Genomic DNA, 24418 nt, shown 5'->3' with positions numbered 1-24418 from the left:
ACGACCAACTGGGCGACGGGGGCTCCGGCAGCAACCGCGGAGGCGGCGGCGCCCTGGCACGACCGGGTGCGGTGGGGAGCGGTGTGGGCCGGCGCTCTGGTCGCACTGGCGACGTTCATCGTCCTGCAGCTGCTGTTCTTCGCCCTCGGCCTGCTCGGCATGGGCTACGGCGGCGGCACCACCACCGGGGGCATCGTCGCCGGCATCCTGGCGCTGGTCGCGTTCTTCGTCGGCGGCCTGCTCGCCGGGGCGTCCACGATGTGGCGGCGCGTGGGCGACGGCCTGCTGCACGGTGTCCTCGTCTGGGCGTTGAGCCTGCTCGTGATCGTCACCCTCGCGGTGGTCGGCAGCGGCGCGCTGGTGGGGCCGCTGGCCGACCTCTTCGGCGCGGGGCAGCAGCAGAACATCGGGTTCGACCCGGTGCTCGTGCTCAACTCCGCCCGGCAGATGGCGGGCTGGGCCGCGCTCGGGCTCGGGGTGTCGGTGGCCGCCGCCGCACTCGGCGGGGCGCTCGGCTCGAAGATATGGCCCGGCCGGGGAGACCCTGCCGACCTGCGCTGAGCACGACCCGACCCGATCTTCGCGACCCGTCCCCTCCGCCCGTACCGTACCGGCGGGCGAAAGGGGACGGACATGGTCGAGAGCTACCCGCCGATCGAGCCGTACGACCACGGGATGCTCGACGTCGGCGACGGCAACCTCGTGTACTGGGAGACGTGCGGCAACCCCGACGGCAAACCGGCCGTCGTGGTGCACGGCGGCCCCGGGGGCGGCTGCTCCACGAACATGCGGCGGCAGTTCGACCCCGACCGGTACCGCGCTGTCCTGTTCGACCAGCGCGGCTGCGGCCGCAGCCGTCCGCACGCGAGTGACCCGGCCACGGACATGTCGGTCAACACCACGGAGCACCTGCTCTCCGACATGGAGCGGCTGCGCGAGCACCTCGGCATCGAACGCTGGCTGCTCTCGGGCGGCTCGTGGGGAAGCACGCTGGCCCTCGCCTACGCCGAGCGCTACCCGCACCGGGTGTCCGAGATCGTGCTCGTCGCCGTCACCACCAGCCGCCGTTCGGAGATCGACTGGCTCTACCGGGGCGTCGGGCGGTTCTTCCCCGAGGAGTGGGAGCAGTTCCGGGCGGGCGTCCCCGAAGCCGAGCGCGACGGCGACCTCGTGGCCGCCTACGCGCGCCTGATGGAGCATCCCGACCCGCTCGTGCGGCACCGCGCCGCGAACGACTGGTGCACCTGGGAGGACGCGATCCTCTCCCTGGAGCCGAACGGGAAGCCGAACGTCTTCAGCGACCGCCCGGCGGACGACGTGCTGGCCCTCGTCCGCATCTGCGCGCACTACTTCTCCCACGGCGCGTGGCTGGAGGAGGGCGCGCTGCTGCGGGACGCCGGCCGCCTCGCGGGCATCCCCGGCGTCCTGATCCACGGCCGCCTCGACATGAGCGGGCCGCTGCACACGGCGTGGGAGCTCGCCCGCGCCTGGCCCGACGCGGAGCTCTTCGCCATCAGCGACTCCGGGCACAAGGGCAGCGACGGCCTGCGCGACCGGCTGCTCGGCGCTCTCGACGCCTTCGCGCGCTAGGAGCGGACCTCGTTCGACGACCGCATCTGAGAACGGCGGCGCGCCCCACTACCCTCCGCTGCGATGGCTGTTGATCCGCACGCAGAGGTGACCATGATCGACCTGACCGCCTCGGCGACGGCCGGTGCGGCGGCGCGCAGCGAGCCGGCCGCCTGCCCGGCCTGTGCCGCTCCGGCTCCCGAGGCGTTCATCCGCCTGGCTGGCCTGCCGGTCCACGGCACCGCGGTCTTCACCACCCCGGACGAGGCCAGGGCGGTCACCACGGGAGACCAGGAGCTCGCCCTCTGCGGCACCTGCGGCGTCGTGTTCAACCGGGCCTTCGACATGTCGAAGCTGGACTACACCGGCGAGCACGAGGAGTCGCAGCACCTCTCCCCCCGCTTCGCCGCGTACGCAGCGGAGCTGAGCGGGCAGTGGGTGCAGCGGCACGGGCTGCGCGGCGCGCACGTCGTCGAGATCGGCTGCGGCGCGGGCGACTTCGCCGCCGAACTGCTCCGTGCCGGCGTCGGCACCGTCACCGGCATCGACCCCCATTTCGGTCCCGACCGCGTTCCGGCCGACCTCGCCGAGCGGCTGGGCGCGGTGCCCGCGTTCTACTCACCCCGGATGGTCGAGCCCGGCACGGCGGCGATCGTGTGCCGGCACACGCTCGAGCACATCCCGGAGCTCGCCGTGTTCGGGTCGGACATCATGGCCGGGATGCGGGCGGCCGGCGTGCCGGTGCTGCTGGCCGAGGTGCCCGACCTCGGCCGCATCCTCACCGACGGGGCGTTCTGGGACCTGCAGTACGAGCACTGCTCCTACTTCACCCCGGACACGCTGGCCGGTTACCTCCGCGGCCTCGGGTTCGACGTGCTCGACGTGCGGACGACCTACACCGACCAGTACGTCGTCGCCGAGGCCGCACCGGCCCGTCACCCCGCGCCCTCCGGCGAGCCGGGCCCGGCCGCCGAGCTGGACCGGCTGCACCTGCTCTGTGAGGGTTTCGCCACGCACACCCTCGGCCGGATCGCCCACTGGGGCTCATGGCTCGACGACCGCGCCGCCGCAGGCGAGCGGGTGGTCGTCTGGGGCGGCGGGGCCAAGGGCCTCACGTTCCTCAACATGCTCCGGGACCACGCGGCCGCGGTGTCCGCGGTGGTCGACATCAACCCCGGCCTGCAGCACCACTACATCGGCGGCCTGGGGCTCCCCATCGTCGCGCCGCACGACCTCGTCCCGGCACCGCCTCGCACCGTGCTGCTCATGAACCCCGTCTACGCGGGTGAGGTGCGGTCCCTGCTCGACGAGCTCGGCCTGCACGCCACCGAGCTCATCACCGTCTGAGACACCCGCCGGGATCGCCCACCCCGGCGGCCCGGCAGATCGTGGCCAGCAGCGCATCGGCGGCCGCGCCGAGCCGCCTGCCCGCCGCCACCGCGACCGCGGTCTCGAAGTGCGGGACGTGGTGGCGCACCGGGACGAGGACGATGTCGCGCCGTCCCTCCACCGCCGAGGCCGTGATCATCCCGGCTGCCAGGCCATGGCCGACGAAGTCGAGAACGGTGGCCGCGTCGTTGATGTCGTAGGCCACCGTGCGCTGCACCGCGGCCGCGGCGAAGGCCCGGTCGTTGGCCTCGCGCATGCCCCATCCCGCGGGGAAGTCCACGAACACCTCCCCGCTCAGCGCGGCGAGCTCCACCGACCGGCGGCCGCTGAGGGGGTGCTCGGGCGACACGGCGAGCAGCATCGGCTCCCGGGTCAGCGGGGTCACGGCGAGGCCGGGCATCCGCTCGTCGGGCAGGGAGACGAACGCCAGGTCCAGCCGGCCGTCACGCACCTGCTCGGCGTTGCCGGGCGAGCCGCCGGCGTGGCGGACCTCGACAGTGACGTTCGGATGCTCGGTGCGGAACACGCTGAGCACGCCGGGCACGCTGATCGTGCGCATCGCCTGCATGACTCCCAGCGTCACGGTGCCCCGCAGGCCGCCGGCCACCTGCTCGACGGACTCCCTGGCCGCCGTCGCCGCGGCGAGCGTCGCGCGGGCCTCGGGGAGGAGAGCTCGCCCGGCACCGGTGAGGGTGACGCCGCGGGAGCTGCGCTCGAAGAGCACGGCCCCCAGGTCCTTCTCCAGGTTCCGCACCGCAGCGGAGACCGCCGACTGCACCAGGTGGAGCCGGTCGGCGGCGCGCGTGAAGCCGCCCTCGTCGGCGACGGCGACGAACGCGGTCAGGTGTCGCAGTTCCACCTCGGCGACGGTATCGCGATTCGCGATGGCGACGAGCACGTTCCTTCGTGGCGACGGATGGCCGGCACTCGCAGGCTGGATGCATGGTTGCCTCCCGCCTGCCGGTGCTCCCCGGACGCCTGCGCCGCCCCGGCTTCGGCTTCTGGGCCGTTGCTTTCGCCTTTGTCACGGCCATCGCATTCGGGACGGTTCCGACACCGCTCTACTCCCTCTATCGGGAGCGCGACGGTTTCTCGGCATTCATGGTGACGATCGTCTTCGCCGCCTATGCGATCGGTTCGGTACTCAGCCTCTTCCTGGCCGGGCACGTGTCCGACTGGCACGGCCGCAAGCGCATCGCCGTCCCGGCGATGCTCCTGGAGATGGCCGCCGCCGTGGTCTTCCTGGTCTGGCCCACCCTGCCCGGGCTGCTCGTCGCACGCTCACTCACCGGCCTCGGGGTCGGCGCCTTCACCGCCACGGCGACCGCCTGGCTGGCCGAGCTCCATGCCGCGCACCGCCCGGGCGGGGCGAGCCGGCGGGCCCAGGTCGTCGGCACGGCGGCGAACCTCGGCGGCTTCGGCGTGGGGACCGTCGTGTCCGGGGCACTCGCCCAGTGGGTGGGCCACCCGTTGACCGTCCCGTTCGTGGTGTTCACCGTCGCGCTGACGATCGCGGTGCTGCTCGTGCTGGCCGCCCCGGAGACCCGTCCCGCGCTGCGGCCGCGACCGCGTTACCGGCCGCAGCGCGTCTCGGTTCCGCCGCACGCCCGCCGCCTGTTCGCCGCGGCGGCCACGGGCATGTTCGTCGTCTTCGCCGCGCTCGGGCTGTTCACCTCGCTCGCGCCGAGCTACCTCGCCGGGACGCTGCACCACCCCTCGGTCGCGCTGGCCGGTGCCGTCACGTTCCTGGTCTTCTCCTCGGCCGTCATCGCGCAGGTCGCCACCGCGAGGAGCAGCGTGCACCGTGTCCTGCTGGCCGGGGTCGGGACCGTCCTGGTCGGGCTCGCACTGCTGGTGGGGGCGGTCTGGCTGCGCACGCCGAGTCTCGCCGCGTTCCTCGCCGGTGGCGTCGTCTCCGGGCTGGGCGCAGGCCTGCTGTTCCGGGGGACCGTCGGCACCGTCGGCGCGCTCGCCCCGGCGGACAGCCGGGCCGAGGCGCTCGCCGGTCTGTTCCTGGCGGGCTACAGCGGGCTGACGGTTCCGGTGGTCGGGCTGGGCCTCCTGGAGCGGTACACCACGCCCCGGTTCGGCCTCCTGATGTTCGCCGGAGTGCTCACCCTGATCGTCCTGGCCACGGCACCGATCCTGCTGAGCCGCCCGCGCCCCCACGGCGAAAACGGAGCGGATTCCGTCCCGCCGAATTCGGATCGGAGGCCCGTTCACAAGGCCGACGCACCACGAGCCTTGGTCATCGGTATGTAGGCAATCGCGCTAGACTTCCACCGCGATCTTCGGAGCGGCACCAGGTAGGCGTGAGTGCCACCTGATGGAGGAGAACTGTGATGGCTGGCCGGGCGGACAAGACCGGCAACCGCGGCCGTGCCGGCGTCACTCTTCCTCCCGAGGTGGATCTGAGCAGGCCGTCGATCGCCCGTGTCTACGACTTCATCCTCGGCGGCAAGGAACACTTCGAGATCGACCGCCGGGCCACCGACGCGATCTTCGCCGCGGTCCCCCAGATCGGCAGCCTCGCGAGGGACAACCGCAATCTCCTGCGCCGGGCCACGCGGTACCTCGTGCGCGACGCGGGGCTCCGTCAGATCATCGATCTCGGCTCGGGCCTGCCCACCCTGGGCAACGTCCACGAGATCGCCCACGAGGTGGACCGGGACGTCCGTGTGGTCTACGTCGACAACGATCCCGTGGTGCTGGCTCACGGCCGGGCGTTGCTCAGCCAGGAGAACACCACCACCATGATCATGGCCGACATCCGCGAGCCGGACTCGGTGTTCGACAACCCGGCCGTCAAGGAGTTCATCGACTTCGACGAGCCGTTCGCGGTCATCGCCGCGAGCATCCTGCACCACCTCACCGACGCCGAGGTCCTTCCCGCGGCCGCGGCCATCAGGAACCGGCTCACGGTGGGCTCCTACCTGGTCACCACCAACTTCCTCGACGACGACGAGGACCGCGCGAAGGATCTCGAGAAGGCGTTCCTGGACGGTGGCCTGGGAACGGGACGCTTCCGCACGTGGGAGGAACTGCGTCGCCTCTTCGACGGGCTCGAGATGCTGGAGCCCGGCCTGGTCTACGGCAACGACTGGCACCCCGACGAGCTCACCCCCGCCGACAGCCCGGTGCACACCCTCTTCTCGGCGGGCATGGCGCGGAAGGTGTCCTGAGCCGAGCCGCTGCCTCACATGTCGGCGAGCTTCTCCCGCAGGAGAGCCTTCGTGTCGATCGGGGTCTCCGCCTGGACGCTGACCCGCTCCATGACGGCGAGGTAGTCCTCGACCTCAGGGCGCTTGTCGAGATAGACGGCGCTGTTGAGCTGCTCGAGGTAGACGATGTCGGGCAGGTCGGCCTCGGCGAACCGGAGGATGGTGAAGGGACCGCCCGCGGCGGCGTGGATACCGAAGTCGAACGGGAGCACCTGGACCGTGACGTTCGGCAGCGTGGTCATCTCGAGCAGGTACTCCAACTGCTCACGCATGACCCGCTTGGAGCCGAACGGCCGGCTCAGGGCCGCCTCGTCGATCACGGCCCAGAGCTGGGGCGCGCCGGGCTCCGTGAGCATCTTCTGCCTGGTCATCCGCAGCCGGACCCGGCGGTCGATGTCGTCGGCGGACGCGTCCTGGTGGCCGACCAGGATGACGCTGCGCGCGTACTCCTCACTCTGGAGCAGGCCGGGCACGAACTGCACCTGGTAGGTGCGGATGACGCTCGCGGCCTGCTCGAGCCCGATGTACATCTCGAACCAGCTGGGGAGGATGTTGCCGTCCTGGTGCCACCAGCCCCGCGCGTTGGCGCGGCGGGCGAGGCCGAGGAACTCCTCGCGCTCTCCCTGGTCGGTGACGCCGTAGAGCGACAGCAGGTCGACGATGTCGCGTTCCTTGAAGCCCACCCGGCCGAGCTCCAGCCGGCTGATCTTCGCGTGGGACGCCCTGATCGCGTCGCCCGCGGCCTCCCGGGTGATCCCGCTGGCCTCGCGCAAGCGCCGGAGCTGGGTGCCGAGGACGATGCGCAGGACGGTGGGGCCGCCCGCCTGAGCGGGGTCGGACGACGCCAGCGGGGACCGGCCTTCCGGCTCTGCTCTCACAGCTCAACCTTCACGACGAACCTGTCCTGACTCGATCGGGCCCGGGAACAAACGAGCAGCACCGCCACCTTCAGGTCGAGGAGCATAGACCGTCCGGGGGGCCTGCGGCCGGTCTACTGTCGATCAGGCGATGAGGTCGTCGAACTCGCCGTCCTTGGCGCCGCGGATGAAGGCCGCGATCTCCGCGCGCGTGTAGACGAGCGCGGGCCCACGGGGGTCGCGCGAGTTGCGGACGGCCACCTCGCCGTTGGCCAGGTGGGCCAGCTCGACGCAGTCGCCGTTGGGGTTGCTGGCCTGGCTCTTCCGCCACGCGACGGCTCCGAGATGATCAGCGGTGACGCTGGTGCCGTCGTGGTGCTGCATGTCCGACCTCCGACCCTTCCGGCCCCTCCGGCCTCGCTGTCCGGGGGTGCGTGCGTTGCATCTGCAATTGCAGATGTTGTTGCAGACACGCTTGCGAATGCAAGCTGTACACGGCAGACTGTCCCTCGGACGGTGTGTGCTTTCGGGCACACGCGGACACACTGTGTGCGGATCGGGGGGCCGTGAGCAGAACACAACAGCCGGCGTTTGTCGGCGCGCAGTCGACGGCGACCGTCTCGGTCACCTGTGTCACCGATGGTCGCGCCCACGCCGTACCGGACAGCGAGCTCACCCAGGGTGTAGCGCACCACTCGGGCTACTACTCGGCCGTCTGCGGGCACATGGTCGCCGCAGCCCCCATGTCGGCTCCGGACGGGGAGCCCTGCCGGTCCTGTGCCGATCTGTGGAGCGCCCGCCACGCCGTCCGTCGTCAGCAACAGCGGTTGTTGTCCCGCATCTTCGGCTGATCTCTCCCAGCCCGCTGCACTCAACCCTTCAGCGCACCGCTGAGGCCCGCGCTGCGCAGGAACGTCCGCTGGAACACCAGGAACAGCACCATCGGGATCAGCGCCGAGATCGTGAGCGCCGCGAGCAGCACGTCCAGCTCGATCGACCGGGCCAGCGTGGGCAACCGCACCGAGAGCGGCTGGACGTCCGGGTCGGGCAGCACGAGCAGCGGCCAGAGGAAGTCCTTCCAGGCCGCGATGAAGGCGAACACCGACACCACGCCGAGGATCGGGCGGGACATCGGCAGCAGCACCGACCAGAAGATCCGGTACGGGCCGGCTCCGTCGATCCGGGCGGCCTCGAAGATCTCCCGCGGCAGGTTGTCGAAGAACCGCTTGGTGAGCAGCACGTTGAAGGCGTTCGCCCCGGCCGGTAGCCAGACCGCCCAGAACGAGTTGATCAACGAGACCCCGAGCAGCGGCGGGTCGAGCACAGTCAGGTAGAGCGGCACGAGCAGCACCACGGCCGGGACGAACAGCGTGCTGAGCACCAGCCAGTACAGGATCGGCCCGTACCGGGGCCGCAGGACCGACAGGGCGTAGCCGCCGGTGGTGGCCACGACCAGCTGCACGAGCCAGGCGCCCGTGGCGATGATCATGCTGTTGGCGAAGTGCAGGTCGATGTGCACCGTCGACCACGCGGTGGCCAGGTTCGCCCAGTCCACCCCGCTCGGGAACAGCGCCATCGGGCTGCGGAGGGTGTCCTGGGTGGTGCTGATCGAGGCCTTCACCAGCCAGAGGATCGGACCGAGCCCGACCACCACCAGCGCCACCAGCACCACGGCATGGGTGAGCCGCAGCGCCACCCGCACCACGGGCGTGCGCCGCTCCGCGTCCGAGACGATCCCGCGCGGCGGCTGGTCGTCGGACCGGCGGCCGGCCCGTCCGACCAGCCACCGGGCGGGCCGCCGGGGAACGGGCTGCGCCGCGACGGGCTCCGCGCCTGCGGGAACCACGGGTCGCGTGCTCGTCGGAGTGCTCATGAGGTGCTCCAGGATCGGGTGAGCCAGAAGTAGACGGCCGACAGCGCGGCCAGGAACACCGCGAGCATCAGGCTCAGTGCCGTGGCCGCCCCGTAGTCGCCACCCAGGCTGGAACCGAACGCGTAGTTGTAGATCAGCAGCAGCACCGAGAGCGTCGAGTTCGCCGGGCCGCCCCCGGTGAACAGGAACGGCTCGAGGAACACCTGCGAGGTGCCGATGATCTGCAGGATCAGGGTGACCAGCAGCACGCCGCGCAGCTGCGGCAGGGTGACGTGCCAGATCTTGCGCCAGATCGACGCCCCGTCCACGTCGGCCGCGTCGTACAGCTCAGCGGGCACCCCGAGCAGCGCGGCCAGATAGATGATCACCGTGCCGCCCGCCGCCGCCCACGTGGCCTCCAGCACGAGGGACGGCAGCGCGGTGTCGGCCGACTGCAGCCACTGGTACGGGCCCAGCCCCACCCAGCCGAGGATGGTGTTGAACACCCCGTCGGGGCGGGCGTCGTAGAAGAACTTCCACATCAGCACCGCCACCACCGGTGGCACCACCACCGGCAGGTAGGCGATGGCGCTGAACAGCCCGCGGAACCGGCGCACCTCGCTCATCAGCACGGCCAGCACCAATGGCAGCGGGTAGCCGAACACCAGCGCGATGAGCGCGAACAGCCCGGTGTTCTGCACCGCGGTCCAGAACAGCGGATCGCCCAGCACCGACTCGAAGTTCTCCAGCCCGACGAACTCCGGCGCGGTGACCAGGTTGGTCTGCTGCACGCTCATCAGCGCCGCCCGCACGATAGGCAGCCACGAGAACACGCCGAAGATCACCAGCAGCGGCAGCAGGAAGACCAGCGTGCTCAGGCCACCGCGCCGGACCCAGGTACGCATGCTCAGCCCCGGTCGATGATCGCCTGGACCTCGGCGTCGGCCGTGCTCAGCAGCGTCGTGATGTCGGCACCCTGGTCGGTGAGCACCGCCTGCACGACGGTGTCCAGCACCGCGTACATCTCCTGGGTGCGCGCCGTGGGCTCACCGGCGAGGTCCTGGTCGAAGATCCCGTCGGAGAAGAAGCGCATCTGGTCGAGCGGCACGTTGACGTACGGCTTGATCCACTCGTTGTACTGGTCGAGCGTCGCCTTGTCGAAGACCGGCAGCTCCGGCAGGCCGACCGGCTGGTCGCTCTCGGCCAGCGTCCTGGCGTCGAGCTCCGCCGCGTCCTGCTTCAGGTACTTGGCCATGTAGTAGAAGTCGATCCACTTCGCCCCGGCGGCCTGCTGCTCCGGCGTGGCCTTGATGTTCACCGCGGCGAGCGTGCCGCCGCCGAGCAGGCCGGCCGACGCGCCCGGTGCGAGCGGCAGCACGGAGAGCCCGTAGTCGGCCGGGTTGATGTTGTTCTGCTGCGCCAGCGACTCGTAGATGTCCGAGCCGCCCATAATCATGCCGATCCGGCCGGCGGCGAACTCCTGGTTGATGGTTCCCCAGTCGTAGAGGAAGTTGCTGCCCATCGAGTTGTCCTGCCAGCGCATGTCCCGCAGCCGGGTCAGCGCCTCCCGCGCGCCGGGGTTGTCGATCGTGGCCTCGACCTTGTCACCGTTGACGGTCTGCATCCGGCCACCGAGTGCGTAGGTGAGCGAGGTCAGCATCCAGCCGCCGGTGTTCTCCTCGGTCATCTGCGCGTAGCCCGCCTGCCCGGTGCGCTCGGCGATCTGCTTCGCGTAGGTGCGCACCTCGTCCCAGGTGGCCGGGGGCTTGTCCGGGTCGAGCCCGGCCTGCGCGAAGAGCGTGCGGTTGTAGTGCAGGCCGACGCCGTAGGCCGCCGTGGGCACCCCGAAGATCCCGCCGTCGTCACTCTGCCCGGACTGCAGCACGGTCGCGTTGAACTTGTCGGCGTAGCCGAAACCCCGGACGTGCTCGGTGAGGTCGGCGAGCTGCCCGCGCTCGATCAGCGCCTTGCCGTCGGTGAAGGGCACCGTGAAGACGGTCGGCAGGGTGCCCCCGGCGAGCTGCGCGGTGAACGTGGGGCCCGTCCACTCGTACTCCTGCGAGGTCACGTCGATGTCCGGGTTCGCGGCCTCGAACTGTCGGACCTGGTTCTCGAAGGCGTCGAACGCCGCCTGCTCGCTGCCGGGCTTGAGGCTGACCACCGTGATGGCCGTCTTCCCGCCGGCCGCCGGATCGTCGGACGAACTGCTGCACGCGGCCAGCAGACCGGCGACGACCAGCGCTGCCGATACCGCGGTGGCGGTCTTACGGATGGACCTCATTGTCGCTCCCTCTCGTCAGTGCCGGTGCGGTCCGATCACGGGGACGTGCGTAGCCAGACCGCGGTGTCGCGGGCCAGCCCGCCGTCGGTCAGGGGGGCGCTCGCCAGGAGCACCGCGGTGTGGGCAGGCAGCACCGCGGGCCGGGGCGACAGGTTCACCACGCAGGTGCACGACGGTCCGCGGCGGAACGCCAGCACGCCGTCCGCGGCGGGCAGCCATTCCATCGGGCCGTCGCCGAGATCGGGCTCGGCACGGCGGATCCGGAGCGCGGCGCGGTACAGGGCGAGCATCGAACCGGGGTCGGCCTCCTGCGCAGCCACGGTCAGCTCCGCCCACTCCGCGGGCTGCGGCAGCCACGTGGGCTGCGCACCCGGCGGCGAGAACCCGAACGGCGGACGGTCGCCGTGCCACGGCAGCGGCACCCGGCAGCCCTCCCGGCCGGGGTCGACGCCTCCCGAGCGCAGGTACATCGGATCCTGCCGGAGGTCGTCGTCGAGCTCCTCGTACTCGGGCAGCCCCAGCTCGTCGCCCTGGTAGAGGTAGAGCGAACCGGGCAGCGCCGCCGAGAGCAGCGCGGCCGCCCTCGCCCGCCGCCTGCCCAGCTCCAGGTCGGTCGGGGTGCCCGCCCGCTTGGCCGCGAACGAGAACCCGGACTCGGCACGGCCGTAGCGCGTGACCGGCCGCGTCACGTCGTGGTTGGACAGCACCCAGGTGGCGGGCGCGCCCACCGGCGCGTGGGCGGCCAGGGTGGCGTCGATCGACGCCCGCAGCTGCGCCGCGTCCCAGGGCCGGGCCAGGAAGTCGAAGTTGAACGCCGTGTGCAGCTCGTCGGGACGCAGGTAGCGGACGAAGCGCTCGACGTCGGGCAGCCAGATCTCCCCGACCAGGATCCGCCGGCCCGGGCCGTGGTCCGCCGGGTAGGAGTCGGCGATCTCCCGCCAGCCGCGGTAGATCTCGTGCAGCTCGTCGCGGTCGGTGTTGGGGTGCTCGCCCGGACCGGGGTCGGCCGGGATCTCCGGCAGTGCTGGGTCCTTGACCAGCAGCGCGGCCGAGTCGATCCGGACGCCGGCGACGCCGCGGTCGAACCAGAACCGCAGCACGTCCTCGTGCTCCCGGCGGACGTCGGGGTGGCTCCAGTTGAGATCGGGCTGCCCGGAGCTGAACAGGTGCAGGTACCACTCCCCCGGTGTCCCGTCGGCGTTCTTGGTGCGGGTCCAGGTGTCGCCGCCGAACATCGACGGCCAGTGCGTCGGCATCTCGGCACCGCCGGGGCCGCGGCCCGGGTGGAACCAGAAGCGCGCACGCTCCGGCGAGCCGGGCGCGGCGGCCAGCGCGGCCTGGAACCAGGGGTGCTGGTCGGACACGTGGTTCGGGACGACGTCGACGATCGTGCGGATACCGACGGCGAGGGCGGCGGTGATCAGCTCCTCCGCCTCGGCGAGCGTGCCGAACGCCGGGTCGATCGCGCGGTAGTCGGTGACGTCGTAGCCGCCGTCGGCCATCGGGGAGAGGTACCAGGGCGTGAACCAGATGGCGTCGACACCGAGCTCGCGCAGGTGGCCGAGCCGCGACCGGACGCCGGCCAGGTCACCGATGCCGTCCCCGTCACCGTCGGCGAAGCTGCGGGGGTAGACCTCGTAGATCACCGCATCGCGCCACCACAGCTCGTCGTGCGCCGCCGGCCCGTCCATGCGCCCCCGCTCGCGTCACCCGATCGTGTGGGCGGGGACGGTAGCGGTGTGCGTCAGATATCCGCAAGAGACCGACGGAATCTCGTCACTTTATCGACATCAATGCGCCTTCGCCGGTCCTGTCGAGGAGCGCACCACCAACTCCGGCTCGTACATCAGCTCCGCGGTGCCCACCGCGCTGCCCTCGATCTGGTGGACCAGCAGGTCGACCGCGGCCCGGCCCATCGCCTCGATCGGCTGCCGGATCGTGGTGAGGGCCGGGTCGACGCAGCTCATCAGGGTCGAGTCGTCGTAGCCGATCACCGAGAGGTCGCCCGGTACCGAGAGGCCCCGGCGGCGCGCCGCCCGGATGGCGCCGAGTGCGAGGGGGTCGCTCGCACAGATCACCCCGGTGACCTCCTGGTCGAGCAGCCGCAGCATCGAGGCCTGGCCGCTCTCCAGCGAGAACATCGCGTGCTCGACGAGCCTGTCGCCCTCCGGACGGCCGGCGCGGGCGTTGGCGGCGGCGAACGCGGCGAGCTTGCGCCGCGACGGCACGTGGGACGCGGGGCCGAGCAACAGCCCGATGCGGCGGTGGCCGAGCGCCACCAGGTGGTTGAACGCCTGCTCGACGGCCGCACCGTCGTCGCACGAGACCTGCGGCAGCCCCAGCGCGTCGACAGCGGCGTTGGTGAGCACGGTGGGCAGCTTGCGTTGCAGCAGGAGCCGGTAGTGGTCGTGCCGGGCGTCGGCCTCGGTGTAGAGGCCGCCGGCGAAGATCGCGCCCGACACCTGTTGCTGCAACAGCAGGTCGACGTACGCCGCCTCGCTGACCCCGCCCGCCGAGCTCGTGCAGAGCAGCGCGGTGAGGCCCTGCTGGGCCAGCGCACCACCCACCACCTCGGCGAACGCGGGGAAGATCGGGTTCTGCAGCTCGGGGAGCACCAGCCCGACCAGCCGGGCGCGTTCCCCGCGAAGGCGGGTGGGCCGCTCGTAGCCGAGCACGTCGAGCGCCGTGAGCACGGCATCACGGGTGGCCTCCGAGACTCCCGGCTTCCCGTTGAGCACCCGGCTGACCGTGGCCTCGCTGACCCCCACCTTCTGCGCCACCACCGCGAGCCGTCGTGTCATGCCGCAAGCGTAACGCACGTTCCTGCAAACTCTTGCAGCAGTTGCGCCCGCTTGCGGTGCCCGCCGCCGGGCGTCCGCTCGGCGCGGCCGTCGTATCCGCGCTCCCGAGCCGAGTCGCCGCACTCTCGGAATAGAAATTGGCGCGACACCCCTCGATACTGAGCAAACAAGCGCCTCCGAGAAATGTGACAGCGGTTAGCAGAGGAGTGTGGTGTATGCGACAGGGTCAGACGGAGATGTGCACCGTGCGCGCTTCGGCCGAATTGGCGGAAAAATACCGATCGGACGGCTGGTGGCGGGACACCGGCCTCATCAATGATCTGCGGAAATGGCGGGACGCCAGCCCCGATGCGGTGGCGATCGACGCCTTTGCGGCGGACGGGCGGCGGACGACCGTCACCTACGCCCATTACGCACACATGGTGGAACGCTTCGCCGGCGCGCTGTACGAGCTCGGCGTCCGGCCTGGCCAGGTCGTGGCCATGCAGCTGCCGAACTGGTGGCAGGCCTGCGCCCTGTACGTGGCGGCAGCCCGGCTCCGCGCGGTCATCGCCCCCGTCATGACCACGATCCGGCGGCGTGAGCTCGGACGGCTTCTCGCTCGGGCCGACGCCGACGTATTCGTCACCATCGACCGGTGGGACGGGTTCGACCACGCCGAAATGGCCCGATCGGTCGCCGCGGATCTGCCCGGACTGCGCAAGCTCGTCGTCCTCGGGCGGCCCGAACCGGGCACCGAGATCGAGTTCGGCGAGTTCTTCGAGAACACGCCGTGGGAAGAGCGGCATCCCGTTGCATTGGACGATGCGGAAGAGGACCCGGACGCGGTGTCCATCGTCCTTTTCACCTCCGGCACCTCGGGCCAGCCCAAGGGGGTGCTGGGAACGCAGAACACCTGGCACGCGGGCTCCTCGGGACTGGCAGCGGCCGAATCGATCACTGCCGCAGACGCCGTCTTCACCCCGCACAGCGCGATGTACAGCCTCGGGACCGTGTTCTCCCTCTACATCCCGCTGCAGACCGGTGCGCGGGCCGTCCTGCTGGACACCTGGTCGGGGTCAGCGGGGCTGGCAGCGCTCGAGCAGGCGCGGGTCGCGGTCATGATGGCCGCGCCGAGCTACTACGACCAGCTCGTGGCCGCGGTGGCGGAGCGTCCGCCGCCGTTGCCGTCGCTTCGGGTCCTGGCCGCCACCGGCACGAAGATCCCCAGCCGGGTGGTGAAGACGGTGATCGAGACCTTCGGTATCGGCCTGCGTTCGGAGTGGGGCATGACCGAGGTCGGCTGCGCGACCATGACCAGGGCCGACGACCCCATCGACTGGACGCTGCAGAGCGACGGGCGGCCCCTCCCCGGCTACGAGATCGACATCCGCTCCGATGCGCCGGTCACCCCTGGGCAGCCGGGGCGGTTCTTCGTCCGTGGCCCGGCGGTGTGCCTGGCCACCGTCCGGGGCGAGGAGAACCAGCTGACCGTGACCCGGGAGCACGACGACGGCTGGTACGACACCGGCGACCTCGCGGTCTGGGACGGCCACGGGGGAATTCGCCTGATGGGACGGGTCGCCGACCGGGTCGGCGGCGCGTTCATGATCCCGATCGCCGACGTGGAAGACCTGTTGATGCAACATCCGGCCGTCGGCGACGTCGCGGTGGTCGGCTACGTCGACGAGCACGACGCCGAGCTCGCGTGCGCCGTGATCATGGTCCGGGGTGACGCCGCGCCGGCCCTGGAGGAGCTGCGGAAGTACCTCACCGCGCAGGGCATGACGGACTGGTACCTGCCGTCCCGGCTCGAACGGCTGGACCGGCTGCCGAGGAACTCGACCGGAAAGGTCCGCAAGGAGCTGCTGCGGTCCTGGCTGAACGGTCAGGCGGATCTGGAGCAGCTCGCCTGAGGATCCCCGGTGCGTAGCCTGGTGGGGTGGCCGACAGGGACCTGCTGGCCGGGGGCGCGGCGCCAGGGGCCTGGCAGTACACCACCGGGGTCCGCGCTGTATCCGCACCAGCGGCTGCTCCGGCTCGGCGAGCCGGAGCCGTTCTTCCTTCGGCAGCGCATGGACGAGGTCGACCTGGTCACGATCAGCGACATCACCTTCGGTGCCGATGTCAGGATGGGCTGCGGCTCTGGGTCAGCGGCGGGCGCGGAAGCGAAACCTGTCGCCGTTGCTCTCCACCTCGGCCTCGGTGAACCCGGCCGCGGTGAGCCGGGACGGCAGCACGGCCGGGTCGACGGGGTTGAAGATGTCGTCGACGTGCAGGGCCCGCCGTGCCGGGGTGTCCTCGCCGTCGGTGCCGAGCAGCACACCGCCCGGTCGCAGTACGCGGGCGATCTCCGCCAGCGCGCGGTCCTGACCTGCGGCGTCGGGAATGTGGTGCAGCATCGTGAAGCAGAACGCGGCGGAGAACCGGTCATCGGGCAGCGGCATCGCCGTGGCGTCCGCCGTGATCACCTCCACGGGCCTGCCGCTCATCCGCTCCCGCAGCGCCGACGCGAGCTCCGGGTCGATCTCCACCGCGGTGACCCGGGGGGCCCGTTCCACGAGCAGGTCGGTGACCAGACCGGGGCCGGCACCGACTTCCAGCACGTCGTCCCCGATGCCGTCGTTCTCACCCAGCACCCAGGGCAGCAGGTCGTCGGCCACGAGCCGGGCCCATTCGCCGCTCGCGCACAGCCGTAGGTGCTCCTCGTTCATCTACGCCGTGACCCCCCTTCCGTCGAGCTGGCCGGCGAGCGCCGCGGCCGCCTGCTGCAACAGCGGCACCATACGTTCCACCACGGCCCACGTGACCCGCGTCTCCGGCCCGGAGACCGACAACGCGGTGGTCGAGCGCCCACCCGGCACGGCGACGGCGACGCAGCGCACGCCCATCTCCTGCTCGGCGTCGTCGACCGCGTAGCCCTGGTGCCGGATCCGTTCGAGCTCACGGGCGAGCCGGTCGGGGTCGGTGATCGTGTGCGGCGTCTGCGCCGGCATGCCGGCGCGCACCACGATGGCGTGCACCTGAGCGGGCGGCAGCTGTGCCAGCAGCACCTTGCCCACCCCCGTGCAGTGCACCGGCACCCGGCGCCCGACCTCGGTGAACATGCGCATGGAGTGCCGCGACGGAACCTGCGCGACGTAGACGACGGCGTCCCCGTCGAGGATCGCGAGGTTGGCGGTCTCCCCGGCCTGGTCGACGAGCTGGGCGAGCTGTGGGCGCGCCCACTCCCCCAGCATCCGGGACGCGGCCTCACCCAGCCCGATCAACCGCGGCCCCAGCCCGTAGCGGCGCGACGGCAGCTGCCGGACGTAGCCCGACGTCACGAGCGTGCGGATGATCCGGTGGATCGTCGGCAACGGGAGACCCGACCGGACGGCGAGCTCGGAGAGCGCGACGTCGCCACCCGCGTCGGCCATGTGCTCGAGCAGGGCGAACGCCCTGTCCAGGGACTGCACACCGCCACTGCGGTCGGGTTGCGCCACACCAGTCATGGTTCTCCCGGTTCCGGTTGGGCGAGCTGCCGACAGGGCACGTTAGTCGGCAGGCCTCACTCGCCTTTCCACGTCACACTTTCTTTCGTCGCGAAGGACCGCACGGCGGCCTGGAAGTCGGCGCTCCCGTACACCCGCGAGACGATGTCGTCGCCGTTCGGGAGGCCCGCGCGCCGCAGGCGGGTGATCGCCTGCTTGGCTGCCCACATGCTCAGCGGAGCGTGGGAGGCCAGTGCCTCGACGGTCTCGGCGAGCGCCGCGTCGAGGGCCTCGGCGTCGTCCACGAGCTGGGTGACGAACCCCGCCGCGTGCGCTTCGTCCGCGCCGAGCAGCCGGGCGCGCAGCAGCATGTCGAGCGTGCGTGCCGCGCCCAGGTGCCCCAGCAGCAGGGCGTAGGTGTCCATCGACAGGCAGTTGCCCAGCGTCCGGGCGATCGGCACCCCGAACCGGGACGCCGAGGTGGCGATGCGGAGGTCACAGGCCGCGGCGAGCGCGAGGCCGCCGCCGATGCAGTAGCCGTCGACGGCGGCCACGGTGGGCACCGTCGTGTCCTCCAGCCTCCGCACGACACGGGTGATCCGCTCCTCGTAGGCCACGCCTGCCGGACCGTCGAAGCCCTCGAACTGCGCGATGTCGGTGCCCGAGACGAACGCCCGGCCGCCGGCCCCGCGCAGCACCAGCACCGCGACGTCGTCCTGCGAGTCCGCCTGTTCGCAGGCCTCGTACAGGCCCTCGTACATGGCGAACGTCAGCGCGTTGTGCGACTTCGGGCGGTTGAAGGTGACGCGCAGCGCCGGACCATCGCGCTCGACCAGGAGTTCGTCAGTCATCGCGCCATCGTCCCGAGCAGCGCGTCGATCTCCGCGTCGCTGTACCCGACCTCGCCGAGCACGGCCCGGGAGTCGGCACCGAGCACCGGTCCGGCGCCGCCGCGGCGGGCGGCCGTGCCCGACAGGCGCATCGGAGAGCCGAGCTGCCGCACCGGGCCGAGATCGGGGTGCTCGGCGTCCCAGAAGAAGTCCCGTTCGGCGAGGTGGGCGTCGGTGAACACCTGGCCGTAGTCGTTGATCGGAGCGCACGGGACCCCGGCGGCTTCCAGCGCCGCGACGACGCCCGCGGTGTCGCGGGCCGTGGTGGCATGCTCGATCGCGGCGATCAGCTCGGTGCGGTGGGCGTGGCGGCCGCTCGAGTCGGCGTAACGGGGGTCGGCGTGCAGATGCGGCAGGTCGAGCGCGGCGCAGAGCCCGTCCCACGTCTTCGGGGTGATCGCCCCGACCGTCACCCAGCCGTCCGCGCACCGCACCGCCTGGTACGGCGCCTGCGTCTGGTGCGCCGAGCCCAGGGGGCGGCCGACCTGCCCGGTGGCGAAGTACGTGCCGGCCTCCCACACCGCAAGGGAGACGCCCGACTCCAGCAACGACACGTCGACCTGCTGCCCTCGCCCGTCGCCGTGGGGCTGGTCGCGGTGCAGCAGCGCGGCGGTGACCGCGAGTGCCGTGTAGAGCCCGCTCACGAGGTCGCAGATCGGCACGCCCACCTTGACCGGGTCGCCGTCCGGGGAGCCCGTGATGCTCATCAGTCCGGCGCGGGCCTGGGCCATGATGTCCAGTCCCGGCAGCGCCGCCAGCGGCCCGTCCTGCCCGAAGCCGGACGCGGAGGCGTAGACCAGCCCGGGGTTGAGCTGCGCGAGCTCGTCCGGCCCGAGACCGAGTCGGCGCAGCGCGCCGGGCCGGAGGTTCTCCACAAGTACGTCGGCCCCCGCCACCAGGCGCAGGAACGCCGCCCGCCCGGCGTCGGACTTGAGGTCGAGCGCCACCGACTCCTTGTTGCGGTTGAGCCGCAGGAAGGGCGAGCTGTGCCGCTGCGAGCCCGGGCCGTCGAGGAACGGACCGGTCGAGCGGGTGGGGTCCGGCCCCGCCGGGTTCTCGACCTTGATGACCCTGGCCCCGAGGTCGGCGAGCTGCATGGTGGCGAACGGGCCGGCCATGAAGACACCGACCTCGAGCACCGTGACACCGGCGAGCGGCCCGTCGGCCGCGTGCTCCTGCTCCATGCCTACAGCCAACCCGGCACCACCAGCAACAGCCAGGTGACAGGCGGCGCGATCACGACCATCGAGAAGCCCCAGCGCATCAACCTGCGGTAGACGTAGTCGCGGCGGTCCTCGGGGGCATTGGCTGTGACGAGCGCACCGGAGGTGGAGAACGGGCTGGAGTCGACCACCGACGAGGAGATCGCCAGCGCGGTGATGAGCCCGATCGGGCCCACGAACCCGGCGAGGAGGAACGGCACCGCCAGCGGGATCAGCGCGCCGAGGATGCCGGTGGTGGAGGCGAAGGCCGACACGGCGGCACCGATGTAGCAGACCACCAGCGCGGCGAGCAGCGGCACACCGATCGCGGCGACCTGGTTACCGAGGAAGTCGACCGTGCCGATGTCCTGCATGAGGTTGACGTAGGTGACGATCCCGCAGATCAGCAGCACGGTGGGCCAGGCCACCTGGGCCACCGCGCCCTTGTAGGTGTGCGGGGCGAGCAGCGAGAGCAGGACCGCGGCGGTGACGGCGAGCAGTCCGACGTCGAGCTGGAAGGCCAGCGCACCGACGGCCACGCCGATCAGCGCCACCAGCGTGAGCGAGCGGTTCAGGTCCAGTGTGGTGACGGGTGGCCGCTCGCTGTCGGTGAAGCCGGCACCCGTTGCGCCGGTGGTGGTCGCCCGCGCGGCACCCGGGCCGCCGCCGGAGGCGACCCCACTGGTGCCCGACTCCCGCCCGGCCGGTGCGCTCGCCGCGGCCGGCTCCTCCGCCGTCTCGCCCGAGGTGTCGGCCACCCGCCCCAGCAGCTCGCGACCGCCGAAGATCAGGAAGACGACGATGGTGAGCAGCACGTTGAACACGAGGCTGCCGAGGAACAGGAACAGCGGGCTGCCCGGCAGGTTGTTCTGGGCGACCACGCCGTTGGTGATCACACCGAAGATGCTGAGCGGGGAGAACCCACCCGCGCTGGCCCCGTTGATGATCGCCAGGCCCATCAGCACCGGGTTGATCTTGTGGCGGACCGCGAACCCCATCCCGACCGGGGCGATGATCGCGACCGCGGCGGGAACCACGGCACCGAACGCCGTGAGCACGCCCGTGACCAGGAACATGATCCACGGGATCAGGGCGACCCGGCCGCCCACGCCCTTCATGGCCACGTGCACGAGCCAGTCGACGGTGCCGTTGGCGCGGGCGATGGCGAACAGGAACGTGACGCCGACGAGGATCACGAACAGGCTGCCGGGGAAGCCCGCGAAGATCGCGTCGGCGACGTCGTCCGGACTCCCGTCGAGCGCCAGCGTCCCGATGACGAACGCCGCCACGAGCGAGATCGCGCCGAGGTTGATGGGCAGCACGGTGGCGAGGACGAAGGCCGCCACCAGCGCGAGGATCGAGATCACCTGATAGGACATGCCATTTCCTCACGGCCGGACGTCGTTGTTCCGTAATGCGGAAGGCGGTTTCCGTCCAGGAGTATGGTTCGGCTCACACCACCGGGTCAAGGCCCCCGTACGCGGATACGCGTGCCTCGGCCCTCGTCTCTTCGTGCGAGCCTGTCGCGCCCACCCGGGATGCGGTAGATGTCTTCCACGAAGCGGCAACGACGACGCACCTGGAGGCATGGCATGAGTCCGACCGGAGGGCGTCACTTCCTGCAGATCCCGGGGCCCACGAACGTTCCCGACCGGGTGCTGCGGGCGATGGCGGCGCCCACGATCGACCACCGCGGCCCGGAGTTCGCCGAGCTCACGAAGGCCCTGCTGCCCGCACTCGGCCCGGTGTTCGGCACCACGGGACCGGTGGTGATCTACCCGTCCTCCGGCACCGGCGCGTGGGAGGCGGCCCTGGCCAACACGCTCAGTCCGGGCGACCACGTGCTGATCGGCGAGACCGGCCAGTTCTCGACGCTGTGGGCCGAGCTCGCCGGACGGCTGGGTCTCGACGTCGAGGTGATCCCCGGCGACTGGCGCCACGGCGTCGTCCCCGATGCCGTCGGTGCGCGACTGACCGCCGACACCGGACACGTGATCAAGGCCGTGTGCGTGGTCCACAACGAGACCTCCACCGGCGTCACCAGCCGGGTCCCCGCCGTCCGGGCCGCGATGGACGCCGCCGGGCACCCCGCCCTGCTGCTCGTCGACACCATCTCGTCGCTGGCCTCGATCGACTACCGGCACGACGAGTGGGGCGTCGACGTCACGGTGGCGGGCTCGCAGAAGGGCCTGATGCTGCCACCCGGGCTGGGCTTCAACGCCGTGAGCGAGAAGGCGCTGGCCGCGTCGCGCTCGGCCGGGCTCCCGCGGTCCTACTGGGACTGGGCGCCGATCCTGGACGCGAACACCCGCGGGTTCTTCCCCTACACGCCGGCCACCAACCTGCTCTACGGCCTGCGCGAGGCGCTCGCCATGCTGGACGAGGAGGGCCTGCCCGCCGTCTTCGCCCGCCACCAGCGCCACGCCGCGGCCACCCGCGCCGCCGTCCGGACGTGGGGGCTCGAGGTGCTGTGCGCCGACGACCGGGAGTACTCCGGGTCGTTGACGGCGGTGCTGCTGCCCGACGGTCACGACGCCGACGAGGTGCGCCGGATCATCCTCGACCGGTTCGACATGTCGCTCGGCACCGGTCTCGGCCGCCTGGCCGGCACCGTGTTCCGGATCGGGCACCTCGGTCACTTCAACGACCTGACGCTCGCCGGCACGCTCGGCGGCGTGCAGATGGGTCTGCAGCTGGCGGGGGTGCCGATCAAGCCGGGTGGGGTCGACGCGGCGCTGGAGCACCTGCGGGACGCCGGATGACCGGGCCGGCGAGCACGTCGCCGACACAGCACGCGGATCTCGCGCAGGCACTGTCGCGGGCGATCGAAGGGGAGGTCGCCTTCGACGACTACACCCGCCACCTCTACTCGCGCGACGCCAGCATGTACTCGATCACCCCGCGCGGGGTGGTGGCGCCGCGCCACGCCGCCGACGTGGCCGCCGCCGTGGCGATCGCCGCCGAGCACGGTGTCGCCGTCCTCCCCCGCGGGGCGGGCACCAGCCTGGCCGGCCAGACGGTCGGCGACGCGCTGGTGCTCGACTTCTCCCGGTACATGAGCACGATCCTCGAGCTCGATCCGGAGGCGCGCACCGCGCGCGTCCAGCCGGGGGTGGTGCAGGACCAGCTCAACCGGGCGGCCGGCGCGCACGGGCTGATGTTCGGGCCGGACACCTCCACGTCCAACCGCGCCACGCTCGGCGGGATGATCGGCAACAACTCCGCAGGCAGCGGTTCGGTGCGCTACGGGATGACGATCGACCACGTCCGCACGCTCGACGTGGTGCTCTCCGACGCCAGCACCGCGCACCTCGCCCCCGTCGACGACTCCGAACGCGCGCGTCGCGCCACGGCGTCCACACTGGAGGGGCGGCTCTACCGCGACCTGCCCGCGCTGGTCGAGGCGAACCGGGGCGCGATCGGGAGCGGGTACCCCGGTTTCTGGCGGCGCTCCGGCGGCTACCGGCTGGACCGGCTGGCCGCCGCCGCCACCTCCAGCCCCGGCAGCTTCGACCTCGCCACGTTCGTCGTCGGCTCCGAGGGCACGCTGGTGGTGGCCACCGAGGCCACCGTCGGGCTGGTGCCCAAGCCGAAGCACACCGTGATCGCGGTGGGCCACTTCCGCTCCACCGCCGCCGCCATCGCCGCCACCGAGGACGCGCTGGGCTGCGACCCGGCGGCCGTCGAGCTGATGGACCGCACGATCCTCGACCTCTCCCGCGAGCGGATCGAGTACGCGGCACTCGGCGAGATCCTGCAGGACGACCCCGACGCGCTGCTGTTCGTCTCCTTCACCGGTGACGACGCGGCCGAGCTCGCCGGGCAGCTCGACCGGCTCGTCGCGCTCTGGGAGCGCCACGGCCACGGCTACCACACGCTGCGCGCCGAGACCCCCGCCCAGCAGGGCGCCCTGCTCAAGGTCCGCAAGTCGGGGCTCGGGCTGCTGATGGCCGCGAGTACGGGAGCGAACCGGCCGCTCGCGTTCGTCGAGGACACGGCCGTCGACCCTTCGCGGCTGGCCGAGTACACCGAGCGGTTCGCCAAGATCCTCGACCGGCACGAGATGCGGGCCGGGTTCTACGGGCACTGCTCCGTGGGCTGCCTGCACATCCGCCCGTTCGTCGACCTCTCCCGGCCCGACGAGGTGACGAAGATGCGCGCCGTGGCCGAGGAGATCCGCGACCTCGTCACGGAGTTCGGCGGCGTCAACTCCTCCGAGCACGGCGACGGCCTCGCCCGCAGCGAGTTCAACCGGGCGCTGTTCGGCGACGACCTCTACGAGGCGATGCGCGGCGTGAAGGGGATCTTCGACCCCGAGAACCGGCTGAACCCGGGCAAGATCGTCGACGCGCCCGCGATGACCGACCACCTGCGCGACCCCGCACTGCCCCCGGCGCCGCCCCTGCGCACCGCGCTCGACTTCACGGTGGTGGCAGGCGGAGCGAGCGGCATGCGCGGCGCCGCCGACCGCTGCATGAACATCGGCCTGTGCCGCAAGACCGACGCCGGGGTGATGTGCCCGTCCTACATGGCCACCCGCCGCGAGCACGACTCCACCCGCGGCCGGGCCAACGCGCTGGTCAAGGCCCTGACCGCGCCCGACCCGCGCGTCGGGCTCACCGACGAGGGGCTGCACGACGCCCTCGACCTGTGCTTGATGTGCAAGGCCTGCAAGAGCGAGTGCCCGCTGTCGGTGGACATGGCCACGCTGAAGAGCGAGGCGCTGCACCAGGCCCACCAGGTGGAGGGCACCCCGCTGCGGTCCCGGGTGTTCGGTGGGATCCGCGGGCTCAACCGGCTCGGCTCGGCCACCGCCCCCCTGTCGAACCTGCCCGGCCGCATCCCCGCGCTGCGCAGGCTGCTGGGCCGCACCCTGGGCATCGCCCCAGCCCGCCCCCTCCCGA

At 71.7% G+C, this 24418-nt stretch carries 21 protein-coding genes and 1 pseudogene; 9 read left to right on the top strand and 13 right to left on the bottom strand.

All coding sequences use genetic code 11. The annotated features are described in order from the left end of the window. The 3 genes and pseudogenes from HF577_RS27635 to HF577_RS27625 all read left to right on the top strand — a co-directional run. Positions 1-561: pseudogene (locus tag HF577_RS27635) on the top strand (hypothetical protein); the annotation flags it as partial. Between the two features lie 72 nt (positions 562-633). After that, on the top strand, positions 634-1590 hold the full coding sequence (gene pip / locus HF577_RS27630; protein WP_169398900.1) for a prolyl aminopeptidase: 957 nt from the start codon (positions 634-636) through the stop codon (positions 1588-1590). 63 nt (positions 1591-1653) lie between these two features. Beyond that, on the top strand, positions 1654-2916 hold the full coding sequence (locus tag HF577_RS27625) for a class I SAM-dependent methyltransferase (protein ID WP_169398899.1): 1263 nt from the start codon (positions 1654-1656) through the stop codon (positions 2914-2916). Here HF577_RS27625 and HF577_RS27620 read toward each other — a convergent pair. Beyond that, positions 2906-3817, bottom strand: coding sequence for a LysR family transcriptional regulator (locus tag HF577_RS27620; RefSeq protein ID WP_169398898.1), 912 nt, complete (start codon positions 3815-3817; stop codon positions 2906-2908). The two genes, HF577_RS27625 and HF577_RS27620, sit on opposite strands and share 11 nt — an antisense overlap. Positions 3818-3900: 83 nt before the next feature. Here HF577_RS27620 and HF577_RS27615 point away from each other — a divergent pair, with 83 nt between their 5' ends. Together HF577_RS27615 and HF577_RS27610 are read left to right on the top strand one after the other, a co-directional pair. Continuing rightward, positions 3901-5220: an MFS transporter gene (locus HF577_RS27615; RefSeq protein ID WP_169398897.1), complete on the top strand. Its 1320-nt coding sequence runs from the start codon at positions 3901-3903 to the stop codon at positions 5218-5220. Positions 5221-5300: 80 nt separating this feature from the next. Continuing rightward, the gene (locus HF577_RS27610) at positions 5301-6140 is read left to right on the top strand and encodes an SAM-dependent methyltransferase (protein ID WP_169398896.1); all 840 of its coding nucleotides are present in this window, start codon (positions 5301-5303) and stop codon (positions 6138-6140) included. Positions 6141-6154: 14 nt separating this feature from the next. Here HF577_RS27610 and HF577_RS27605 read toward each other — a convergent pair whose 3' ends face one another. Both HF577_RS27605 and HF577_RS27600 read right to left on the bottom strand, forming a co-directional pair. Further along, on the bottom strand, positions 6155-7057 hold the full coding sequence (locus tag HF577_RS27605; protein WP_169398895.1) for a helix-turn-helix domain-containing protein: 903 nt from the start codon (positions 7055-7057) through the stop codon (positions 6155-6157). A 123-nt stretch (positions 7058-7180) separates the two neighbouring features. Then, a complete protein-coding gene (locus HF577_RS27600; RefSeq protein WP_169398894.1) occupies positions 7181-7420 on the bottom strand; it encodes a DUF397 domain-containing protein in 240 nt (79 codons plus the stop codon). Between the two features lie 182 nt (positions 7421-7602). Between HF577_RS27600 and HF577_RS27595 the strand changes: the two genes are divergently transcribed. After that, on the top strand, positions 7603-7887 hold the full coding sequence (locus tag HF577_RS27595; protein WP_169398893.1) for a hypothetical protein: 285 nt from the start codon (positions 7603-7605) through the stop codon (positions 7885-7887). Positions 7888-7907: 20 nt separating this feature from the next. Here the strand turns inward: HF577_RS27595 and HF577_RS27590 are convergent, their stop codons facing one another. From HF577_RS27590 to HF577_RS27570, 5 genes are all read right to left on the bottom strand, one after another. Further along, positions 7908-8909, bottom strand: a complete 1002-nt coding sequence (locus tag HF577_RS27590; protein WP_169398892.1) for a carbohydrate ABC transporter permease — start codon at positions 8907-8909, stop codon at positions 7908-7910. Continuing rightward, positions 8906-9793: a carbohydrate ABC transporter permease gene (locus HF577_RS27585; protein WP_169398891.1), complete on the bottom strand. Its 888-nt coding sequence runs from the start codon at positions 9791-9793 to the stop codon at positions 8906-8908. The genes HF577_RS27590 and HF577_RS27585 overlap by 4 nt, the downstream gene beginning before the upstream one ends. A gap of 2 nt (positions 9794-9795) precedes the next feature. Next, positions 9796-11169, bottom strand: coding sequence for an ABC transporter substrate-binding protein (locus HF577_RS27580; RefSeq protein WP_169398890.1), 1374 nt, complete (start codon positions 11167-11169; stop codon positions 9796-9798). 35 nt (positions 11170-11204) lie between these two features. Beyond that, positions 11205-12860 (bottom strand): glycoside hydrolase family 13 protein, encoded by a 1656-nt coding sequence (locus tag HF577_RS27575; protein WP_169398889.1) that lies wholly within the window; start codon positions 12858-12860, stop codon positions 11205-11207. A 99-nt stretch (positions 12861-12959) separates the two neighbouring features. Then, positions 12960-13970 (bottom strand): LacI family DNA-binding transcriptional regulator, encoded by a 1011-nt coding sequence (locus HF577_RS27570; protein ID WP_169398888.1) that lies wholly within the window; start codon positions 13968-13970, stop codon positions 12960-12962. Positions 13971-14185: 215 nt separating this feature from the next. Between HF577_RS27570 and HF577_RS27565 the strand changes: the two genes are divergently transcribed. Continuing rightward, on the top strand, positions 14186-15865 hold the full coding sequence (locus tag HF577_RS27565; protein ID WP_169398887.1) for an AMP-binding protein: 1680 nt from the start codon (positions 14186-14188) through the stop codon (positions 15863-15865). Between the two features lie 234 nt (positions 15866-16099). Here HF577_RS27565 and HF577_RS27560 read toward each other — a convergent pair whose 3' ends face one another. The 5 genes from HF577_RS27560 to HF577_RS27540 are packed head-to-tail and all read right to left on the bottom strand — an operon-like array spanning position 16100 to position 20893. Beyond that, positions 16100-16663: a class I SAM-dependent methyltransferase gene (locus HF577_RS27560; RefSeq protein ID WP_169398886.1), complete on the bottom strand. Its 564-nt coding sequence runs from the start codon at positions 16661-16663 to the stop codon at positions 16100-16102. Next, positions 16664-17443, bottom strand: a complete 780-nt coding sequence (locus tag HF577_RS27555) for an IclR family transcriptional regulator (RefSeq protein ID WP_169398885.1) — start codon at positions 17441-17443, stop codon at positions 16664-16666. A gap of 56 nt (positions 17444-17499) precedes the next feature. After that, positions 17500-18273, bottom strand: coding sequence for an enoyl-CoA hydratase (locus HF577_RS27550; protein ID WP_169398884.1), 774 nt, complete (start codon positions 18271-18273; stop codon positions 17500-17502). Continuing rightward, positions 18270-19496 (bottom strand): CaiB/BaiF CoA transferase family protein, encoded by a 1227-nt coding sequence (locus tag HF577_RS27545; protein WP_169398883.1) that lies wholly within the window; start codon positions 19494-19496, stop codon positions 18270-18272. The genes HF577_RS27550 and HF577_RS27545 overlap by 4 nt, the downstream gene beginning before the upstream one ends. 2 nt (positions 19497-19498) lie before the next feature. Further along, on the bottom strand, positions 19499-20893 hold the full coding sequence (locus tag HF577_RS27540) for an SLC13 family permease (protein WP_169398882.1): 1395 nt from the start codon (positions 20891-20893) through the stop codon (positions 19499-19501). 213 nt (positions 20894-21106) lie between these two features. On the opposite strand from HF577_RS27540, the gene HF577_RS27535 reads away from it, so the two are divergent. Together HF577_RS27535 and HF577_RS27530 are read left to right on the top strand one after the other, a co-directional pair. Beyond that, positions 21107-22276, top strand: a complete 1170-nt coding sequence (locus HF577_RS27535) for a pyridoxal-phosphate-dependent aminotransferase family protein (RefSeq protein ID WP_169398881.1) — start codon at positions 21107-21109, stop codon at positions 22274-22276. Beyond that, positions 22273-24418, top strand: a 2146-nt coding sequence (locus tag HF577_RS27530; RefSeq protein WP_169398880.1) for an FAD-binding and (Fe-S)-binding domain-containing protein, incomplete at its 3' end; no start/stop codon positions are given. The genes HF577_RS27535 and HF577_RS27530, both read left to right, overlap by 4 nt.

The sequence above is a fragment of the Pseudonocardia xinjiangensis genome (assembly GCF_012911925.1).
Taxonomy (GTDB): Bacteria; Actinomycetota; Actinomycetes; order Mycobacteriales; family Pseudonocardiaceae; genus Pseudonocardia; species Pseudonocardia xinjiangensis.
This window is presented reverse-complemented; position numbering and strand designations above follow the sequence as displayed.

Bases quoted from the DNA above. Each gene is read 5' to 3' on its own strand.
- HF577_RS27550 (WP_169398884.1), bottom strand. From the start codon at position 18,273: ATGACTGACGAACTCCTGGTCGAGCGCGATGGTCCGGCGCTGCGCGTC.
- pip (WP_169398900.1), top strand. From the start codon at position 634: ATGGTCGAGAGCTACCCGCCGATCGAGCCGTACGACCACGGGATGCTC.
- HF577_RS27625 (WP_169398899.1), top strand. From the start codon at position 1,654: ATGGCTGTTGATCCGCACGCAGAGGTGACCATGATCGACCTGACCGCC.
- HF577_RS27585 (WP_169398891.1), bottom strand. From the start codon at position 9,793: ATGCGTACCTGGGTCCGGCGCGGTGGCCTGAGCACGCTGGTCTTCCTG.
- HF577_RS27540 (WP_169398882.1), bottom strand. From the start codon at position 20,893: ATGTCCTATCAGGTGATCTCGATCCTCGCGCTGGTGGCGGCCTTCGTC.
- HF577_RS27565 (WP_169398887.1), top strand. From the start codon at position 14,186: ATGCGACAGGGTCAGACGGAGATGTGCACCGTGCGCGCTTCGGCCGAA.
- HF577_RS27610 (WP_169398896.1), top strand. From the start codon at position 5,301: ATGGCTGGCCGGGCGGACAAGACCGGCAACCGCGGCCGTGCCGGCGTC.
- HF577_RS27560 (WP_169398886.1), bottom strand. From the start codon at position 16,663: ATGAACGAGGAGCACCTACGGCTGTGCGCGAGCGGCGAATGGGCCCGG.
- HF577_RS27615 (WP_169398897.1), top strand. From the start codon at position 3,901: ATGGTTGCCTCCCGCCTGCCGGTGCTCCCCGGACGCCTGCGCCGCCCC.
- HF577_RS27590 (WP_169398892.1), bottom strand. From the start codon at position 8,909: ATGAGCACTCCGACGAGCACGCGACCCGTGGTTCCCGCAGGCGCGGAG.
- HF577_RS27555 (WP_169398885.1), bottom strand. From the start codon at position 17,443: ATGACTGGTGTGGCGCAACCCGACCGCAGTGGCGGTGTGCAGTCCCTG.
- HF577_RS27575 (WP_169398889.1), bottom strand. From the start codon at position 12,860: ATGGACGGGCCGGCGGCGCACGACGAGCTGTGGTGGCGCGATGCGGTG.
- HF577_RS27535 (WP_169398881.1), top strand. From the start codon at position 21,107: ATGAGTCCGACCGGAGGGCGTCACTTCCTGCAGATCCCGGGGCCCACG.
- HF577_RS27545 (WP_169398883.1), bottom strand. From the start codon at position 19,496: ATGGAGCAGGAGCACGCGGCCGACGGGCCGCTCGCCGGTGTCACGGTG.
- HF577_RS27600 (WP_169398894.1), bottom strand. From the start codon at position 7,420: ATGCAGCACCACGACGGCACCAGCGTCACCGCTGATCATCTCGGAGCC.
- HF577_RS27580 (WP_169398890.1), bottom strand. From the start codon at position 11,169: ATGAGGTCCATCCGTAAGACCGCCACCGCGGTATCGGCAGCGCTGGTC.
- HF577_RS27570 (WP_169398888.1), bottom strand. From the start codon at position 13,970: ATGACACGACGGCTCGCGGTGGTGGCGCAGAAGGTGGGGGTCAGCGAG.